The organism is Methylobacterium sp. Leaf112, assembly GCF_001423295.1.
Lineage (GTDB): Bacteria > Pseudomonadota > Alphaproteobacteria > Rhizobiales > Beijerinckiaceae > Methylobacterium.
The window spans coordinates 80,972-98,375 of record NZ_LMNG01000023.1 but is presented as its reverse complement, the minus strand read 5'-3'; the positions used below and the strand labels follow the sequence as shown (position 1 = coordinate 98,375).

At 67.0% G+C, this 17,404-nt stretch carries 12 protein-coding genes; 7 read left to right on the top strand and 5 right to left on the bottom strand.

What is annotated here, in order from left to right; all coding sequences use genetic code 11:
- Nucleotides 1–379: 379 nt before the first annotated feature.
- On the top strand, nucleotides 380–5,095 hold the full coding sequence (gene gltB / locus ASF52_RS10825; RefSeq protein ID WP_056171656.1) for a glutamate synthase large subunit: 4,716 nt from the start codon (nucleotides 380–382) through the stop codon (nucleotides 5,093–5,095).
- A gap of 204 nt (nucleotides 5,096–5,299) precedes the next feature.
- Entirely contained in the window at nucleotides 5,300–6,730 is a 1,431-nt protein-coding gene (locus ASF52_RS10820; protein ID WP_056171654.1) for a glutamate synthase subunit beta, read from the top strand.
- A gap of 18 nt (nucleotides 6,731–6,748) precedes the next feature.
- Here ASF52_RS10820 and ASF52_RS10815 read toward each other — a convergent pair whose 3' ends face one another.
- From ASF52_RS10815 to galE, 3 genes are all read right to left on the bottom strand, one after another.
- Nucleotides 6,749–8,095: an SGNH/GDSL hydrolase family protein gene (locus ASF52_RS10815; RefSeq protein ID WP_056171652.1), complete on the bottom strand. Its 1,347-nt coding sequence runs from the start codon at nucleotides 8,093–8,095 to the stop codon at nucleotides 6,749–6,751.
- An 85-nt stretch (nucleotides 8,096–8,180) separates the two neighbouring features.
- On the bottom strand, nucleotides 8,181–9,323 hold the full coding sequence (locus tag ASF52_RS10810) for a lytic murein transglycosylase (protein WP_056172162.1): 1,143 nt from the start codon (nucleotides 9,321–9,323) through the stop codon (nucleotides 8,181–8,183).
- An 80-nt stretch (nucleotides 9,324–9,403) separates the two neighbouring features.
- On the bottom strand, nucleotides 9,404–10,393 hold the full coding sequence (galE, locus tag ASF52_RS10805) for a UDP-glucose 4-epimerase GalE (protein ID WP_056171650.1): 990 nt from the start codon (nucleotides 10,391–10,393) through the stop codon (nucleotides 9,404–9,406).
- A 255-nt stretch (nucleotides 10,394–10,648) separates the two neighbouring features.
- Here galE and galU point away from each other — a divergent pair, with 255 nt between their 5' ends.
- Both galU and ASF52_RS23610 read left to right on the top strand, forming a co-directional pair.
- The gene (gene galU / locus ASF52_RS10800; protein WP_056171649.1) at nucleotides 10,649–11,515 is read left to right on the top strand and encodes a UTP--glucose-1-phosphate uridylyltransferase GalU; all 867 of its coding nucleotides are present in this window, start codon (nucleotides 10,649–10,651) and stop codon (nucleotides 11,513–11,515) included.
- A 459-nt stretch (nucleotides 11,516–11,974) separates the two neighbouring features.
- Entirely contained in the window at nucleotides 11,975–12,181 is a 207-nt protein-coding gene (locus ASF52_RS23610) for a DUF817 family protein (RefSeq protein ID WP_056171647.1), read from the top strand.
- Between the two features lie 271 nt (nucleotides 12,182–12,452).
- On the opposite strand, the gene ASF52_RS10790 is transcribed toward ASF52_RS23610, so the two are convergent.
- Nucleotides 12,453–12,668 (bottom strand): hypothetical protein, encoded by a 216-nt coding sequence (locus tag ASF52_RS10790; protein ID WP_056171645.1) that lies wholly within the window; start codon nucleotides 12,666–12,668, stop codon nucleotides 12,453–12,455.
- A gap of 427 nt (nucleotides 12,669–13,095) precedes the next feature.
- Between ASF52_RS10790 and ASF52_RS10785 the strand changes: the two genes are divergently transcribed.
- Both ASF52_RS10785 and ASF52_RS22030 read left to right on the top strand, forming a co-directional pair.
- Nucleotides 13,096–14,232: a S1C family serine protease gene (locus tag ASF52_RS10785; protein WP_056171643.1), complete on the top strand. Its 1,137-nt coding sequence runs from the start codon at nucleotides 13,096–13,098 to the stop codon at nucleotides 14,230–14,232.
- Nucleotides 14,233–14,562: 330 nt separating this feature from the next.
- Nucleotides 14,563–15,102 (top strand): J domain-containing protein, encoded by a 540-nt coding sequence (locus ASF52_RS22030; RefSeq protein WP_082478726.1) that lies wholly within the window; start codon nucleotides 14,563–14,565, stop codon nucleotides 15,100–15,102.
- A gap of 129 nt (nucleotides 15,103–15,231) precedes the next feature.
- On the opposite strand, the gene ASF52_RS10775 is transcribed toward ASF52_RS22030, so the two are convergent.
- Entirely contained in the window at nucleotides 15,232–16,701 is a 1,470-nt protein-coding gene (locus tag ASF52_RS10775) for a D-alanyl-D-alanine carboxypeptidase (protein WP_056171641.1), read from the bottom strand.
- A 335-nt stretch (nucleotides 16,702–17,036) separates the two neighbouring features.
- Here ASF52_RS10775 and ASF52_RS10770 point away from each other — a divergent pair, with 335 nt between their 5' ends.
- Nucleotides 17,037–17,387, top strand: coding sequence for a phasin family protein (locus tag ASF52_RS10770; RefSeq protein ID WP_056172160.1), 351 nt, complete (start codon nucleotides 17,037–17,039; stop codon nucleotides 17,385–17,387).
- The last annotated feature ends 17 nt before the right edge of the window (nucleotides 17,388–17,404 follow it).

Here is a 17,404-nt window from a genome sequence, read left to right as displayed (position 1 = left end):
CGTTCGCGCGCGCGGAAAAGGCTTACAAGCCGTCGGAACGGGCCTTGCTGGAGCGTTTAAAATCTGTCACTTTCCGTCGTTAGGACAGCAACGCTGTCCCATTTCCGGGGTAGTGACTTCCTGGATGGCCAAGGATCTCCGCGGGTGACGTTTCCGGCGAACAAACGAGATTCGAAGACGATCGCCATCGTGGCGATTCGGGTCCGCGTGGCTTGAGACCAAGCCGGCGTCGTGCCCGCGGGTCGCGGGCGCTTCCTCACCGAAGTCCCGCTGACAAACAGATCCGCTGAGAGCCGACGTCGTCGAGAGGATGCACCCGGGAGCCGTTTGGCGCTTGGGCACGAAACATGCTCGCAAGCGAGCACGTCGGAGGCGAGGAATGGTGAGCGTGGTCGCATCTGCTGAATTCGGGGCGCTTCAGGCGTCCATTCCAGCCACCCGAGACGGCGGTGCGCCCCTCGTCGTGCGGGATCAGGCGCTGCCCAAGGCTCAGGGGTTGTACGATCCTGCTCGCGAAGGCGATGCCTGCGGTGTCGGCTTCGTCGCCGACATGCACGATCGCCGGACCCACGCCATCGTCGCACAAGGGCTTCAAATCCTGAAGAACCTCGACCATCGCGGCGCCGTGGGCGCCGATCCGAAGATGGGCGACGGTTGTGGCATCCTCACGCAGATTCCGCATGCCTTCTTCACGGCCGAGTGCGCCACGCTTGGTATCACCCTGCCGGAGCCGGGCCATTACGGCATCGGCCAGTTCTTCCTGCCGAAGGACGACGAGGCGCGGCGGCTCATCGAGGAGATCGTCGAGAAGGCCCTGGCCGAGGAGGGCCTGCCGCTGCTCGGCTGGCGCGACGTTCCCGTGGACCCGAGCGACCTCGGGGTGATGGTCAAGGAGACCGAGCCCCACCACCGCCAGGTTTTCATCGGCCGCCCGGCCGCCATCACGGACGAGGACGCTTTCGAGCGCCGCCTCTTCACCGTCCGCAAGGTGATCTCGAACAAGGTCTACGGCCTCAAGGACCCGCGGGCCGACGTCTATTATCCCGTCTCGCTGTCGACCCGGACCATCGTCTACAAGGGCATGGTGCTGGTGACCCAGCTCGGCGACTATTATCGCGACCTGCAGGACGAGCGTTACGTCTCGGGCCTCGCCCTCGTGCATCAGCGCTTCGCCACCAACACCTTCCCGACCTGGCGCCTGTCGCACCCCTACCGGATGGTCGCGCATAACGGCGAGATCAACACCCTGCGGGGCAACGTCAACTGGATGGCTGCGCGCCAGGCCAGCGTCGATTCCGAGCTGTTCGGCAACGACATCTCGAAGCTGTGGCCGATCTCCTACGAGGGCCAGTCCGACACCGCGTGCTTCGACAATGCCCTCGAATTCCTCGTGCAGGGCGGCTACTCGCTGGCCCACGCCATGATGATGCTCATCCCCGAGGCGTGGGCGGGCAATCCGCTCATGAACGAGGAGCGCAAGGCGTTCTACGAGTACCACGCCGCCCTGATGGAGCCGTGGGACGGTCCGGCCGCCGTGTGCTTCACCGACGGCCGCCAGATCGGCGCGACGCTGGACCGCAACGGCCTGCGTCCCGCGCGCTACCTCGTCACCGACGACGGCCTCGTGGTGCTCGCCTCCGAAATGGGCGTGCTGCCGATCCCCGACGAGAAGATCGTTGAGTCCTGGCGTTTGCAGCCGGGCCGGATGCTGCTCATCGATCTGGAGAAGGGCCGCATCGTCTCCGACGAGGAGATCAAGAGCGAGCTCGCCGCAGCCCACCCCTATGCCGAGTGGGTGAAGAACACCCAGATCGTGCTGGAGGACCTGAAGCCCGTGATCCCGCGCGCCTCGCGCTCGGACGTGTCGCTGCTCGATCGCCAGCAGGCGTTCGGCTACAGCCAGGAAGACCTCAAGCTGCTCATGGCGCCCATGGCCGTGACCGGCCAGGAGGCGGTGGGTTCCATGGGCACCGACACGCCGCTCTCGGCCCTCTCGGACAAGCCGAAGTCGCTCTACTCCTACTTCAAGCAGAACTTCGCGCAGGTCACCAACCCGCCCATCGACCCGATCCGCGAGGAGGCTGTCATGAGCCTCGTCTCGTTCATCGGTCCGCGCCCGAACCTCCTCGACATGGAAGGCGCGTCCCGCAAGAAGCGCCTGGAAGTCCGGCAGCCGATCCTCACCAACGGGGATCTCGAGAAGATCCGCTCGATCTCGCACTTCGAGGACCGGTTCGACACGAAGACCCTCGACATGACCTTCCCGGCCGAGACCGGGGCGGCCGCCATGGAGGGCGCCGTCGACCGCCTGTGCGACCGGGCCGAGGTCGCCGTGCGCGGTGGCTACAACATCATCATCCTGTCGGATCGCGGCGTCGGCCCCGATCGCATCGCGATTCCCGCGCTCCTCGCCACGGCCGCCGTACACAACTACCTCATCCGCAAGGGGCTTCGCACCTCCGTGGGTCTCGTGGTGGAATCGGGCGAGCCACGCGAAGTGCACCACTTCGCGTGTCTCGCCGGCTACGGCGCCGAAGCGATCAACCCCTACCTCGCCTTCGAGACGCTGATCGCGATGAAGGACGAGTTCCCGCCGGACCTGACCCCCGACGAGATCGTCTACCGCTACATCAAGTCCATCGATAAGGGCCTGCTCAAGGTCATGTCCAAGATGGGCATCTCGACCTACCAATCCTATTGCGGTGCGCAGATCTTCGACGCCATCGGCCTGAACTCGGCCTTCGTGGCGCGCGACTTCTTCGGCACCGCCACCACCATCGAGGGCATCGGCATGGCCGAGGTCGCCGAGGAGACGGCGCGCCGGCACACCGACGCGTTCGGCGATGCACCGGTCTACCGCACGGCGCTGGATGTGGGCGGCGAGTACGCCTACCGCCTGCGCGGCGAGAGCCACACTTGGACGCCGGATTCCGTGGCGACGCTCCAGCACGCCGTGCGCCTCGGCCTTCCCGAGCGCTACCGCGAATACGCCCGCCTCGTGAACGAGCAGGAGAGCCACCTCAAGACCATCCGGGGCCTGTTCCGCATCAAGCAGGCGGCCGAGCTCGGCCGAGCGCCCGTCGCCATCGAGGCGGTCGAACCGGCCGTCGACATCGTCAAGCGCTTCGCCACGGGCGCCATGTCGTACGGCTCCATCTCGAAGGAAGCACACGAAACCTTGGCCATCGCCGTGAATTCGTTCGGCGGCCGCTCGAATTCGGGCGAGGGCGGCGAGGAGGTCGAGCGCTTCAAGCCCATGGCCGATGGGCGTTCGCGCCGCTCGGCGATCAAGCAGGTGGCGTCCGGCCGCTTCGGCGTGACGACGGAATATCTCGTCAACGCCGACATGATGCAGATCAAGGTCTCGCAGGGCGCCAAGCCCGGCGAAGGCGGCCAGCTGCCCGGTCACAAGGTCGACGCCAAGATCGCCAAGGTCCGCTACGCCACCCCGGGCGTCGGCCTGATCTCGCCGCCGCCGCACCACGACATCTATTCCATCGAGGATCTCGCCCAGCTCATCTTCGACTTGAAGAACGTCAACCCGGATGCCGACGTCTCGGTCAAGCTGGTGTCGGAAGTCGGCGTCGGCACCGTGGCGACTGGTGTCGCCAAGGCACGGGCCGACCACATCACCATCTCGGGATTCGATGGCGGCACGGGCGCGGCGCCGCTCACCTCCATCAAGCACGCCGGTGGTCCGTGGGAGACGGGTCTCGCCGAGACCCAGCAGACCCTTGTGCTGAGCCACCTGCGCGGCCGCGTGGTGCTTCAGGCCGATGGCGGCATCCGCACAGGTCGCGACGTCCTCGTCGCGGCGCTGCTCGGTGCCGACCAGTTCGGCTTTTCCACCGCGCCGCTCATCGCCGCCGGCTGCATCATGATGCGCAAGTGCCACCTGAACACCTGCCCGGTGGGTGTGGCGACGCAGGACCCCGTCCTGCGCAAGCGCTTCAAGGGCACGCCCGAGCATGTGGTCAACTACTTCTTCTTCGTCGCCGAGGAGTTGCGCGAGCTCATGGCGGCCATGGGCTACACTAAGCTCGAAGACCTCATTGGCCGGGCGGACTTCCTCGATACCCTCGAGGTGATCAAGCACTGGAAGGCGAAGGGCCTCGATTTCTCGAAGCTGTTCCACCGTCCGGACGTGCCGGCGCACGTGGCGATCCGGCATACGGAGAAGCAGAAGCACCCCATCGACCACGTCCTGGATCGGCGCCTCATTGCCGGTGCCAGCGCGGCGCTCGACAGCGGCGAGGCTGTCGTGGTCGAGGATGTGATCAAGAACTCGGATCGCACCGCCGGCGCCATGCTGTCCGGCGCCGTGGCCAAGCGCTACGGCCACGAGGGGCTTCCCGACGACACCATCCGGGTGAACCTGTCGGGCACCGCCGGTCAGAGCTTCGGTGCCTGGCTCGCCGCAGGCGTCACCGTGGTGCTGACGGGCCATGCCAACGACTACGTCGGCAAGGGCCTGTCGGGCGGCAAGCTCATCATCCGCCCGTCCGACGCTCTGCGGGCGCCGTCCGCGCACACGATCATGGCCGGCAACACCGTGCTGTACGGCGCCATCGCGGGCGAGGCCTACATCCGGGGCTCGGCCGGCGAGCGCTTCGCCGTGCGCAATTCCGGCGCCATCGCGGTGGTCGAGGGCATGGGCGACCATGGCTGCGAGTACATGACCGGCGGCGTCGTCGTCTCCATTGGCGAGACCGGGCGCAACTTCGCGGCCGGCATGTCGGGCGGCATCGCCTACGTCCTCGATGCCGATGGCTCCTTCTCGGCACGATGCAATCTGTCCATGGTCGATCTCGAGCCCATCGAGGAGGAGGACGACCTGATGCGTCGCTTCCATCAGGACGGCGATCTCGAGACCAAGGGCCGCGTCGATATCCTGGCCGACATGTCGGGCCACGACGAGGAGCGCCTGAGCCAACTCATCACCAACCACCTGAAGTACACGGGCTCCCCGCGTGCCAAGGAAATTCTCGACGATTGGGCCGGCTACCGCACCAAGTTCGTCAAGGTGATGCCGGTGGAGTACCGCCGGGCACTGCGCGAGATGGAAATGGCGCGGATGCCTGTGGCAGCCGAGTAGGCTCCGCACTGCAGACCCGTGTCGTAACCCGACACGATCGTCGCTCGGGTGATCCTACCCAGAGGGTGGCGGTTTGCGCGACCGGGCGAACGACATGAGAAGCGAACTGGCGAAGAAGCCGGTTCGGAGGAAGAAAGCGGAACAGGCCGATCCGGCCACTTTCCGTGCGACGGATCAGACAGACTCGCGAAAGACAGTCAGACGATGGGCAAGGTCACGGGTTTCCTCGAATTCGACCGGCAGGAGCAGAAGTATCAGCTCGCCGCCGACCGCGTGCGGCATTTTCGTGAGTTCACGCTGCCGCTGGACGAGCATGACCTGAAAAAGCAGGCGGCCCGCTGCATGGATTGCGGCATTCCGTTCTGCCACGGGGATACCGGCTGCCCGGTCCACAACCAGATTCCGGACTGGAACGAGCTCGTGTTCCAGTCGGATTGGGAGGAGGCGGCGCGCAACCTGCACTCCACGAACAACTTTCCCGAGTTCACCGGCCGCATCTGTCCTGCGCCCTGCGAGGAGGCCTGCACGCTGAACCTCGAGAATCAGCCTGTGGCGATCAAGACCATCGAGCAGGCCATCGCCGATCGCGCCTGGAACAACGGATGGGTCAAGCCCGAGCCGGCCAGCCACAAGACCGGCAAGAAGGTTGCGGTCATCGGGTCCGGTCCCGCCGGCATGGCCGCGGCGCAGCAGCTCGCTCGCGTCGGCCACGAGGTCCATGTCTTCGAGCGTGAGCCGAAGGCCGGTGGCCTGCTGCGCTACGGCATCCCCGACTTCAAGATGGAGAAGCGCCATATCGACCGGCGTGTGAAGCAGATGGAGGCGGAGGGCGTCCGCTTCCACTACGGCGTGAATGTCGGCGTGACGAAGCCCCTCGACGAGCTCTCGGCCGAGCACGACGCGGTTCTGTTCGCCGGAGGCGCAGAAGACCCGCGTAACCCGCAGCTGCCGGGTCAGGACCTGATCGGCGTGCACTACGCCATGCCGTTCCTCGTCCAGTCCAACCGCCGGGTCGGGGCGGAGCCGATGCCAGGCAACGGCGAACAGCCGATCCTCGCAACGGCGAAGAACGTCGTCGTCATCGGCGGCGGCGACACGGCGTCCGATTGCGTCGGGACCTCGTTCCGCCAGGGCGCCCTGTCTGTGACGCAGCTCGATATCCGCCCGCGTCCGCCGGAGCGCGAGGACAAGCTCTCGGTCTGGCCGTACTGGCCGACGAAGATGCGAACCTCGTCGAGCCAGGCCGAGGGCGCCGAGCGCGAGTTCCAGGCGGCGACCCTGCGTCTCGAAGGCAAGAAGGGCAAGCTCACCGGCGTGGTCTGCACCCGCGTCGACGAGAAGCGCCAGCCTATCCCGGGCGGCGAGTTCGTGCTGCCGGCCGATCTCGTCTTCCTGGCGATCGGCTTCGCCGGCTCCGTTCGTAAGGGCTTGCTGGAAGAATCCGGTGTGACCATGGACAAGCGTGGCAACGTCACTGCCGACACCGTCGATTATCGGACCTCGAACGAAAAGATCTACGTCGCCGGCGACATGCGCCGTGGGCAATCTCTCGTGGTGTGGGCGATCCGCGAGGGCCGGCAGGCCGCGCGGTCCATCGACGAGGCGCTCATGGGCGCCAGCGTCCTGCCGCGATAGGAAAGCAGGGTCGCCGGTTCAGCCCGGCGGCCAGCGGAAGTCGTCTGCCCGCCCCGGTTGCGTCACGGGTGCGGCACCCCGTAGGAGTGCCCGCTCGACGTTGCCGGATGGATCGGCGTCGCGGGGCCGCCCGCTGACAAGCGTTCCTCCAGGCGCGAGTTCAGCCCTTCCAAGCGGAATCACCGGCCCGGCGGCCGGTTTGACCGGCAGGGCTGGGATGCCGGGTGGCTCTGGGAGACTCGGCAGCATGGCGGTGATCTGGCGGTCGATGGCCGCCGCATCGTCGAGGCGAGGGGTCTCACCCTCGGCCGGTACAGCGGGAGCGGTTGCGACCGGGACGGCCGGCGTCGCGCTCGTCCCCATCATCCGCTTCAACTCGACATCGGCGAAGTGCGCGAGTTTGCGCGCACCGGCCTTGGTGAAATGGACGCCGTCGCCAGCGCGCAGCTTCGCGTCCTGTCCGTCGAGATCCGGCCCCGTGGCGGCGTAGCGGTTGCGGTCGTCGACGAAACCCGGCCAGATATCGACGTAGGTCTGACCCGCTTTGGCAACGCGCTCGCGGGCGATATCGTTGATTTCAGCGAGATCCTTGGTGAGGGATTCGCTGCGCATCGGCGGCACTCCGACCCAGATCAGCGGGATCTTGTGGTCGGAGAATACCTTCACCAGGGCTTCGACGCGCTCCCCGTAGATCTGGCGCCAACGTTCGCTCAGGGGCTCGATGGTCTGGTCGCCATCCCGGATCGGTTGACGGTCGTTCGCACCGACCATCACCAGCGCATACGCGACCTTCGGAGTGGACTTGAGAGTGTCCTCGACGGCCTTCGGCCAATCCACGATATCCTTGCGTACCAGGCCACTGTCGGCGCGCGATCGGTCGACGATGCCGATCTCGGTGTTGTCCTCGAACACATCGGTGAGTCCGGTGCCGAGGGAGCCGGCCAGGGAATCCCCGAATACCGCGATCCGGGTGGCGGGCTCGGCCTTGGGCACGGTGGGCTTCGGCTGCGCGATGACCGGCGCCGGGCGCGGCTTGCGCCGGACCGCACGAGGATCGTCGGCATAGGTGGGCGTGCGCGGCCGCGGCGTCGGGCGAATGGTCGGCGTCGGCGCCGGCTGTGCCTGCTGGGGCCGGTCCTCCCACGGCCAATAGAACTGGCGCGGTGCTTCCTGCTGCGGCGGCGCGTAACGACGGTTCGACTGCCGGGCGCCATAGCCGCCGTCGTCGCGGTAATACTCCCGCGCCCTTCGCGAAGGCGCGTCGTAGGAATCGCCCCATTGCGCAGCGGCGGGCGGGGCCGCACCGAGGAGCAGGACGAGGCCGACGAGGGAGGACCAAGCCGCGCGAGGTGCCGGCAGCGTCATGACGAACCTTCTCGAGAACCGGACGGGCCGGTGCGGTAGACCTAATCCTAACCGAGGACGGGCCCTCGGTCTAAGGGCAACGTCGTCAGGGACGGTGCTTCAGGTGTTCGAGAAGCGCGGGTGTCGCGTAACCATCGGCCGGCAATCCTTGCTCGATCTGATAGCGGCGCACCGCCTCGCGCAGTTTCGGCCCGGCCCGGCCGTCGGCCTCGCCGGCATAGAGCTTTCGGGCGGACAGGCCCGTCTGCAGGGCCTGGAGGCCGCCTTTGTCGAGGCGGGCCGCGTCGCTCGGCCATGGCGCGACGAGGGAAGGTCCCCCGGCGAGACGGTCGGCGAGGTGGCCGACGGCGAGGGCGTAGGAGTCGGAGGTGTTGTAGGCCCGCACCACCTCGAAATTGTCGGTGATCAGGAAGACCGGCCCCCCGAGGCCTCCGGGCAGGAAAAGGCTGGCGTTTCCCGAGGACGGCAGGGGCGCGTTATCTGTTCGGCGCACGCCCCGCCGGGCAAAGTCCGACAGGTCGGCTCGGTAGGCCGTCAGGTCGAAGCCCGGCGGCAGGGTGACGGCATAACCCCAGGAGAGGGCCGGATTCCAGCCGAGGGACTTCAGGTAGTTCGCGATCGAGGCCAAGGCGTCGGCCTGCGAGCCCCAGATGTCTCGGTGGCCGTCGCCGTCGAAATCGACGGCATGGGCGAGGAAACTCGAGGGCAGGAACTGGACCTGCCCCATCGCCCCGGCCCAGGAACCTTTCATCCCGGACGGCGCGATGTCGCCGCGTTCCAGGATCGCGAGCGCCGCCAGGAGTTCATCACGGAATAGGGTGCCGCGGAATCCCGCCTGAGCCAGGGTGGCGAGCGCCCGGACCGTCGGCACCGTGCCGGCGCTGGCGCCAAAATCGGACTCGACCCCCCAGAATGCCAGGACGATCCAGCGCGGTACGCCGAAGCGTGCCTCGATCGCCGCGAGGGTGGGGGCGAGGCGCGCCGCCTGTGCCTGTCCACGTGCGATGCGGCCCGGAGAGACCGCGCCGACGAGATACTCCCAGACGGGACGGGCGAACTCGCCCTGGCGCCGGGTGCGTGCGAGGACATCCGGGTCCGCCGTGGTCACGCCGGAGAAGGCCGCGGCAAAGGTCCTGGGCGAGACCCCGCGGCTGAGGGCGTCGGGGCGCAGTGCTTCGATGAAGGCACGGAGATCCGTTGGCGCCGGAGGCTTCTCCGCTGCGGGCAGTTTCGAAGTGGGCTTCGTGGGCTCGGACCTCGCGGTACCGCAGGCCGCGAGCAGGAGCACGACGGCGAGGCGAAGGCCCGTCACGTGCGGTTGCGCTTCGTCAGGGCATCCTCCCAGGCGAGCGCCTGGCCGACGATCCCTTCGAGGCTGGCATGGCGCGGCGTCCAGCCTAACCCCCGGATCCGGTCCGCCTGGGCGATGATCCGCGCCGGGTCGCCAGGACGGCGCGGGCACAGCCGAACCTCGAAATCCTTGCCGGACACGCGTTTGACCACCTCGATGACGTCGAGGACGGAGTAGCCCTGGCCGTAGCCGCAATTCATGGTCAGGCTCTCGCCGCCGCCGCGCAGGTGGTCGAGGGCGACTCGGTGCGCCTCGGCGAGGTCCGAGACCTGGATGTAGTCCCGCAGGCAGGATCCGTCCGGCGTCGGGTAGTCGGTGCCGTAGACGTCGAGGTGGCTGCGCTGACCGAGGGCGGCTTGCGTCGCGACCTTGATGAGATGGGTCGCGTTCGGGGTCGACTGTCCGGTGCGCCCGCGCGGGTCCGCACCCGCGACGTTGAAGTAGCGCAGGATCACGTAGGTGAAGCCGTGCGCCCTCGCGGCGTCGGCGATCATCCACTCGCTCATGAGCTTGGAACGCCCATAGGGATTGATCGGAGCGGTCGTGAGATCTTCCGGCACGGGTACGATATCGGGCTCGCCGTAGACCGCTGCCGTGGACGAGAAGATGACGTGGCGGACGCCTTCACGCACGGCCGTCTCGATGAGGGCGCGGGTTTTGACCGTGTTGGCGAGGTAGTAGCCCAGGGGATCGGCGACGGAATCCGGAACGACGATGCGCGCGGCGAAATGCGCCAAGGCGTCGATGCCATGTTCGCGGATGATGCCGGCCACCAGTGTCTGATCGGCGATATCACCGGTGACGAGGGTCACTTCCGGCGGCAGGGCCCAGTCGAAGCCCGTCGAGAGATCGTCGAGCACCACGACACTCTCATGACCTGCGTCGAGCAGGGCCAGAACCATGTGGCTACCGATATAGCCCGCCCCACCCGTCACCAGAACAGCCATGCCGACATCCCCAAGCAGATTGCGCAAGAGTGGTCACCGGGTCTGCATCGAAAACCTCCGGTTCACCAACTCTTAAGCGGGTGAGGCGTTGGCTGGCCGATGCGAACCTGCTCAGGACCGTGGACACCCGATATATCGTAAAACCTTCGCATCGGTTATGCCGTCTCACGGTCACGCTGTAAGACCGGTCTCGGGATGCTGTCGTGCGACGCCTCCGAGGCTCGTCCCACCCCATTCGATACCGGGTCCCGCTCGATGAAACCGATTCGCAAGGCCGTTCTTCCCGTCGCTGGCCTCGGGACCCGATTCCTTCCCGCGACCAAGGCGATGCCGAAGGAGATGCTCACCGTCGTCGATCGCCCCGTGGTGCAACACGTCGTCGATGAGGCGCGCGAAGCCGGGATCGAGCATTTCATCTTCGTCACCGGGCGCGGCAAGGCGGTGATCGAGGACCATTTCGACATCTCGTTCGAACTCGACCGGATGCTCCTAGAGCGCGGAAAGCAGGCGGCCTACGACGACCTGAAGCGCGATCTGCCCGCGGCTGGCCAGACCAGCTTCACCCGCCAGCAGGAACCCCTCGGCCTGGGCCATGCCGTATGGTGCGCCCGCGAGATCGTCGGCGACGAGCCCTTCGCCGTTCTCCTGCCGGACATGCTCAGCCGCGGCTGCATGCAACAGATGCTGTCGGCCTACGAACGCCACGGCGGCAACGTGATCGCCGTCGAGGAGGTCGCCCCCGAGGAGACCCACCAGTACGGCATCGTCAGCGTCGGCGACACCTTCGGTCAGACCTTCGAGATCACCGGTATGGTCGAGAAGCCCAAGCAGGGCACCGCCCCGTCGAATTTCATCATCTCGGGTCGCTACATCCTTCAGCCGGAAATCTTCGAAGTGCTGTCCCACGGCAGGAAGGGCGCTGGCGGCGAAATCCAACTCACCGACGCGATGATCGAGCTGGCGCAGTCGCAGGACTTTTTCGGCATGCGCTACGAGGGTCGGACCTACGACACCGGTTCGAAGCTCGGTTTCCTCACGGCCAACCTCGCCTACGCTTTGGAACGCCAAGACCTCGGCGGTCCGTTGCGGGCCGAGATCGCCCGTCTGCTGGCTGAGGCTTAGCCGGCACCCGCGCCGCTCGCGAGCGATGGACGGCCTCAGCGAAAAGCTGAGCAAATCCTCCGAAAACTCTTGCGTTTTGTGCGGCGCACACTAGTTTGTGCATTGCGGGAGCGCGATGGCGTCGCGCTCCCGTTGCCCTTCTTGGGCGTTTCCTCCCTAGACTTCGGGCCGCTCTTCGGAGCGGCCTTTTTTTCTGTGTGAACTAGCCACGCGCGATGAGCGTCCTGTGTCCGATACGGCGGCCGCCCAGACCGGCAAATGTCGCTGAGATCACGATTCAAGTTTCGATTTGGATCACGGCGCCGCTCGGCTGTGGCCAGTGCTCACCCATTTTACCGCTACCGAGGCAGGGCTGGGAGCTAGGGCGCAGGCACAAAGTCCCCTCGTCGCAGGCGTGTCCGAGTTTGAGGTTCGGCATGAAGCAGGCCCGGGCCTGCCTCTTCCGGGGGCTCGATCTGGATGCCGCTTATCGCGAGCGTCCTGTTCGATTCGGCGGACGCTTCGCTGCACCGCTACGATGCCCTCACCCTGGCGGTGGTCAAGATCTGGATCGCGATGCTCGCAGTGCGGAGGGAAACCTGGGAGGAGGCGAAAGTCATCGCCCCGTATCAAGGGATCGGAACCGTCGTGAAACTCTTCAGGACCAGGGTCGGATCCTGGATCTAACCGGAGGCCAGCGTTCCACGCTTCTCATGCGTCCCGCCCTTCACGGGCTTCTTCTATGCCAGCATCGGCTTCTACATCGCACGGGTCTGGCGCTATCCCGACCAGCACGCCGGATGGGCAGTGGTACCCTTGGGGGAAGTTCGGCTCGTGGGACCGTCTGATGATCGCGTCTTATGTGCTCGTCACCCTCGTGAGCCGGCCGCGGGAAGTCCGGCGGTCGGCTCACGGGGAAGGCCGGCCAATGCAAAGGCCGGTAGCGTCGCCGATCATCTCAGTTGAGGTACGTCCGAATCCAGTTCGGGGAAAGGATTTCGCCTTCCTCGGTGATGATCCAAGGCTGCTTGGCAGGATCGGTGAGGGCGCCGGCGGCGGCCTTGATAGCCTCGCGCAGGGTGTCGTAGCGCTCGGGCTGAGCGAGAGGAGCCGGGATCGGCGCAGTCCGCCAGATGGTCAGGTCGGCGGGACGTTCGAGGGCTTCGGTTTCCATGGGTCCTGTTCCTTGATCGAGAGGGTTGCTCCCCGCGATGCCGGCTGTTCGGTCTCACCCTTTGTAAGGGGGGCAACCTGAACGGCCGCTGCGGAAAGTGATCGGCAATGGCAGCATCTCTGGGGCGGCTTCGCGATCTTTTCGGGCGCAATCTTGAAGGTTGCGTCCGTTTCGACGCAGGCTCAGACCGACGGTATGAGCCTCGCTGCGTCCGATGCTGCTTTGGAGATACCGCTTTGTCGGGATACGGGTCTTCTCTGGGTCTGCCCTATAGGTAGGCTGTAGCTGTCGCCTTGGAATTGAACGGTGTGCGAACGCACCCGGATCGTCCCTGCGCTTGAGCATCAGTTGACCCTAGAGGCGTCACCGAGCGGTTAATGCCGCAGTGCAGCAAATGGGTTTTCCCATTTTTTGGAAGAGGATGTTGATGGCGGACCGGTTCGTGCGAATGGCGGCGGGCGCGGCGCTCGTCCTGCTCGCGCTCCTCGTGGCGCAGCCCTACGTGACGGCCTTCCTGTTCGCGGCACGAACCCCACGCGCCATCACGGCTCGGGGGGATCTGGCATCGACGGAGACCGCCACCGTTGCGCTTTTCGCCCAAGCGAGCCCGTCCGTGGTCCATGTCTTCGCACAGGCCGCGGCACAGGGGCGCGCGCTCCTCGGCGCGGAGTCCGAGGATGGCGGAGAGCAGGAGGGCAGCGGATCGCAAACGGGCACGGGCTTCGTCTGGGATGCGGGTGGGCACATCGTCACCAACAACCACGTCGTGGCCGCTGCGGCGCAGGGGGGCGGCTCCGTCTCGGTTCGGCTCTCCTCCGGGGTGGTGGTGCCGGCTCGCATCGTCGGGGCCGCGCCGAGCTACGACCTCGCCGTACTCCGACTCGGCCGCACCACGCCCCCACCGCCGCTCGCCATCGGCACCTCCGCCGACCTCAAGGTCGGCCAAGCCACCTATGCCATCGGCAATCCGTTCGGCCTCGACCACACCCTGACCACCGGCGTCGTCAGCGCACTCCAGCGCCGCTTGCCGACGGCCGAGGGCCGTGAACTTTCGGGCGTGATTCAGACGGATGCGGCGATCAATCCGGGCAATTCCGGCGGCCCCCTTCTCGATTCGGCCGGACGCCTCATCGGCGTCAACACGGCGATCTTCTCGCCGTCCGGGGCCAGCGCCGGCATCGGCTTCGCCATCCCGGTGGACGTGGTCAACCGCGTCGTGCCCGAACTCATCCGGAACGGGCGCACGCGCAATCCAGGTATCGGCATCATCGCCGGACAGGAATCGGTCACCGCCCGCCTGGGAATCGACGGGGTCGTGGTGGTACGGGTGATCCGGGGGTCGCCGGCGGCGCAAGCCGGCCTGCGCGGCGTCGATCCACAGACGGGCGCCATCGGCGACGTCATCGTGGCGGCCGGGGATAGGCCGATCCATCGCCTGGCCGACCTCACCGCCGCCATGGCGGCCGCAGGCATCGACGCCACCATGGATCTCACGGTCGAGCGCGACGGCCGTCCTCGGCGCGTCCGTGTCACCACGACGGATGTCGCCGAAGCGCGACGCTGACAGGTGACGCCGCCCTTCATGTCCTTTGGACGCGCGAATGGTCTAAGGTCGAAGATCACGAGAGCGGCCGATGCGTCCTGACCCTCGCCTTCTGGCGATCCTCACACTGATTCTGTTGAACTCCAGCGCACAGGCGGGGGAGGGGGCACGACCGCGCGCGGCGCGGCTGCCCTGTCCGCAGGATGCGCCGGAGGGCGTGCGCCTGCCGGACCGGCCGGGCTGTTCGACCCTGCCGACGGCCAGGCCGCGCGATGGGGATGGGTTTCGCGATGTCGGGGGCGTGCGTCTGCGTGTCGGGGGCCGCGTTGGCGCCGAGTACGGAAGCGCCCGATGACCCTGCTGCTCGCGGGCTTCGGCCTCTTGCTGATGTGGTGGCTCGGCCGAAACGCCCTGCGCCGTTCGCCCGCCGCCACGACGCGGCTCCTGCGGCGGATCGGGGGGTACGCGGCCCTGGCTGCGGCCGGACTGGTCCTGGTCCGGGGCCGGCCTGAGCTCGGGATGATCCTCGTCGTCGCGGGTCTCTGGCTCCTCGAGGGTGACGCCGGCCTGCGCCACCGGTGGAGCGCGCTGTCGCGGCGGGTCCGCGGCAAGCTTCCTCTACAGGCGGATCTCGACCGCCGGCACGCCGGCCGGCGTGAACACGCTGAGGCTGACGCCGACCCGCGGTCGCGCCGTCCGGCGGACCCAGGGGCGATGACGCAGGAGCAGGCCTATGAGGTCCTGGGGCTTGAGCGCGGGGCGTCCCTGGAGGACGTCCGCACGGCTCACCGAACGCTGATGAAGCGGCTCCATCCCGACCAGGGGGGGACGGCCGAGCAGGCGGCGCGCGTCAACGCGGCCCGAGACAGGCTGACGAACCGACATCGCTGATACTCCACGCGCGTGCCAGAGGGATCGTAGGGACGTGTCTGCCGGCATGACGAGCCGGCCCCGCGCCGCCGCGAGGGACGGTTCGGGTCGAGCGCCGATCCGGACGGGATCGGCGAATCCGCGGATGGATCAGCTTCGGGTGGCGAAGCAGCTGAAACCGCTGCGCTTCAGGGTGTTGCAGGCATCCTGGGCCGCATCCTGCTCGGAGAACCCCGAGAAGCGCGCGCGGTAAAGGGTGGCGCCGCCGTGCTCGACCTTCACCGTGTAGGGCGCAGCTCGGGACAGGGAGCCGCCGGCACGGCTGCGCGCCTCGGCGAGCATGGATTTCGCCTTGTCCTCGTCGTCCATGGCACCGAGCTGGATCACCCAGGCGGTGGGGGTCACTTTGGCGCCCGAGACGGTCTTGGGCGCGGATTCCGTGCGCGGACCGTCGACGGAGGCGAGCCGCGCCGGGCTCTTCACGCCCATCGGAAACGGAGAACCCGGTGCCGTCGGGGCGTAGGCCTGGGCGTTGGCCGGCAGGCGTCCCTTGACGCCGGCGCTACCCGGAGTGGTGGTTGCCCGGCTCGGGGAAATGTCGAGGGGTTGCGCCGTCGAGGCGGTCGTCTCGACATCCTCGTCGTCCGCCGATGCCATCTGCGTGCGCGTGCGCGAAGCGCCGTCGGCCACCACGGCAGGGCGCGCGCGCTCGGCGACCTCGATCGTGGCCGGGGTCTGGCGGTTGCCCGCATAAGCGCGGGGAAGGTTGGCTCGCACGAGATCAGCCATGATCTTGTCGCGGCTCGCCCCGGACTTGCCGCCGAGGACGATGGCGACGATCTGGCGGTCGTCGAGCCGGGCAGCCGTCATGAGGTTGAAGCCGGAATCGCGCGTGTACCCGGTCTTGATCCCGTCGACGCCCTGGACATTGCCGAGGAGACGATTGTGGTTGCCGATCACGCGACCACGGAACGCGAAGGAGCGGGTCTGGAAATAGCGGTAGTAGCGGGGGAAGCGATCCTGGATGGCACGGGCGAGCACCGTAAGGTCGCGGGCCGTGGTGATCTGATCGGAATCCGGCAGGCCCGACGCGTTGGCGTAATTGGTCCGGCCCATGCCGAGAGCCTTCGCCTTCGCGGTCATCATCTCGGCGAAGCGCGGCTCGGACCCGGCGATGTTTTCACCGATGGCGCAGGCCACATCGTTGGCCGATTTCGTCACGATGGCCTTGATCGCGTCTTCGACGGAGATGGTCGAACCGGGACGCAGGCCGAGCTTCGACGGTGATTGCGACGCGGCGAAGGATGAGATGGTGAGGGGCGACTCGAGGGTGTAGCGACCGCGCTCGAGTTGCTCGAAGAGCATATAGAGGGTCATCACCTTGGTGATGGACGCCGGGTGACGCAGGGAATCTTCGTTGACCGCGTGCAGGGTCTTGCCCGTCTTCACGTCGACGACCATCGCCGCGTAAGGCGGGCTATAGCCGCCGCCGCCACGATGATGGGCGCGCCGCTTGGCTTCTGCGGGGGAGGCCATCGTGGCCAGGACCGCCGCCGCCGCGAGCAACGCGGGCAGGGATCGCTTCAGGCCCGGACGCGGGGCTCGCGCGGGGTCGGCCATCGCGTGGTTGGGAACGCTACGCATCACGACTCACTGCCTCGACAGGCACGGCACGGGGCCGGCTTGCACCGCAACATCGGGGCGGGGAGGCATCTGCGCCGCCGTTACCCCGCAACATCTGTCAATCAGGCTAGGTGGATGCAGTTACGGCCGGGTTAATGAGGTGCGCTGGATTTTGCCAGTTATATTGCGATGCATCATAACCCTTGACGTTCTATATTGCATCGCACAAATAAGCGGAGCCGGCGGTCCGCGCCGGGCGGGCCGCTGTCCGCGGCAGACCGATGTCGATGCCAAGGGGATGCCCGCCAGGGCAGTGCCAGACGATGAACATGATGACGCAAGCGTTCGAAAAGACCTCCGCCCTCTTCAAGGCTGGCGCCGACGACAAGGCTGGCTTGGGCACCGCGATCAAAGGCTTCACGGCCGTGGCCAAGGCGAACCAAAGCGCCAGCATCGAGTGGGCGGATTATGCCCGCCAGTCCCTTGCAGAGGGCAGTGCCACCATGAAGAAGCTCGCCGCCGCGCGCACCCCGCAGGCCGTCTTCGAAATCCAGGCCGCCTACCTCAAGGGCTCGTACGAGCGCCTGATGACCCAGACCCAAGTCATGCGCGACCTTTATTCCGGCCTCGCCGGTACGATGAAGCCCCAGGGCTCCAGTGCAAAGCTGCCCGCCACCATCTGATCGTCCTCCCGGACCCA

Coding starts and splice junctions, on each gene's coding strand:
- gltB (WP_056171656.1), top strand. CDS start 380: ATGGTGAGCGTGGTCGCATCTGCTGAATTCGGGGCGCTTCAGGCGTCC.
- ASF52_RS10820 (WP_056171654.1), top strand. CDS start 5,300: ATGGGCAAGGTCACGGGTTTCCTCGAATTCGACCGGCAGGAGCAGAAG.
- ASF52_RS10815 (WP_056171652.1), bottom strand. CDS start 8,095: ATGACGCTGCCGGCACCTCGCGCGGCTTGGTCCTCCCTCGTCGGCCTC.
- galE (WP_056171650.1), bottom strand. CDS start 10,393: ATGGCTGTTCTGGTGACGGGTGGGGCGGGCTATATCGGTAGCCACATG.
- galU (WP_056171649.1), top strand. CDS start 10,649: ATGAAACCGATTCGCAAGGCCGTTCTTCCCGTCGCTGGCCTCGGGACC.
- ASF52_RS23610 (WP_056171647.1), top strand. CDS start 11,975: ATGCCGCTTATCGCGAGCGTCCTGTTCGATTCGGCGGACGCTTCGCTG.
- ASF52_RS10790 (WP_056171645.1), bottom strand. CDS start 12,668: ATGGAAACCGAAGCCCTCGAACGTCCCGCCGACCTGACCATCTGGCGG.
- ASF52_RS10785 (WP_056171643.1), top strand. CDS start 13,096: ATGGCGGACCGGTTCGTGCGAATGGCGGCGGGCGCGGCGCTCGTCCTG.
- ASF52_RS22030 (WP_082478726.1), top strand. CDS start 14,563: ATGACCCTGCTGCTCGCGGGCTTCGGCCTCTTGCTGATGTGGTGGCTC.
- ASF52_RS10775 (WP_056171641.1), bottom strand. CDS start 16,701: ATGGCCGACCCCGCGCGAGCCCCGCGTCCGGGCCTGAAGCGATCCCTG.
- ASF52_RS10770 (WP_056172160.1), top strand. CDS start 17,037: ATGACGCAAGCGTTCGAAAAGACCTCCGCCCTCTTCAAGGCTGGCGCC.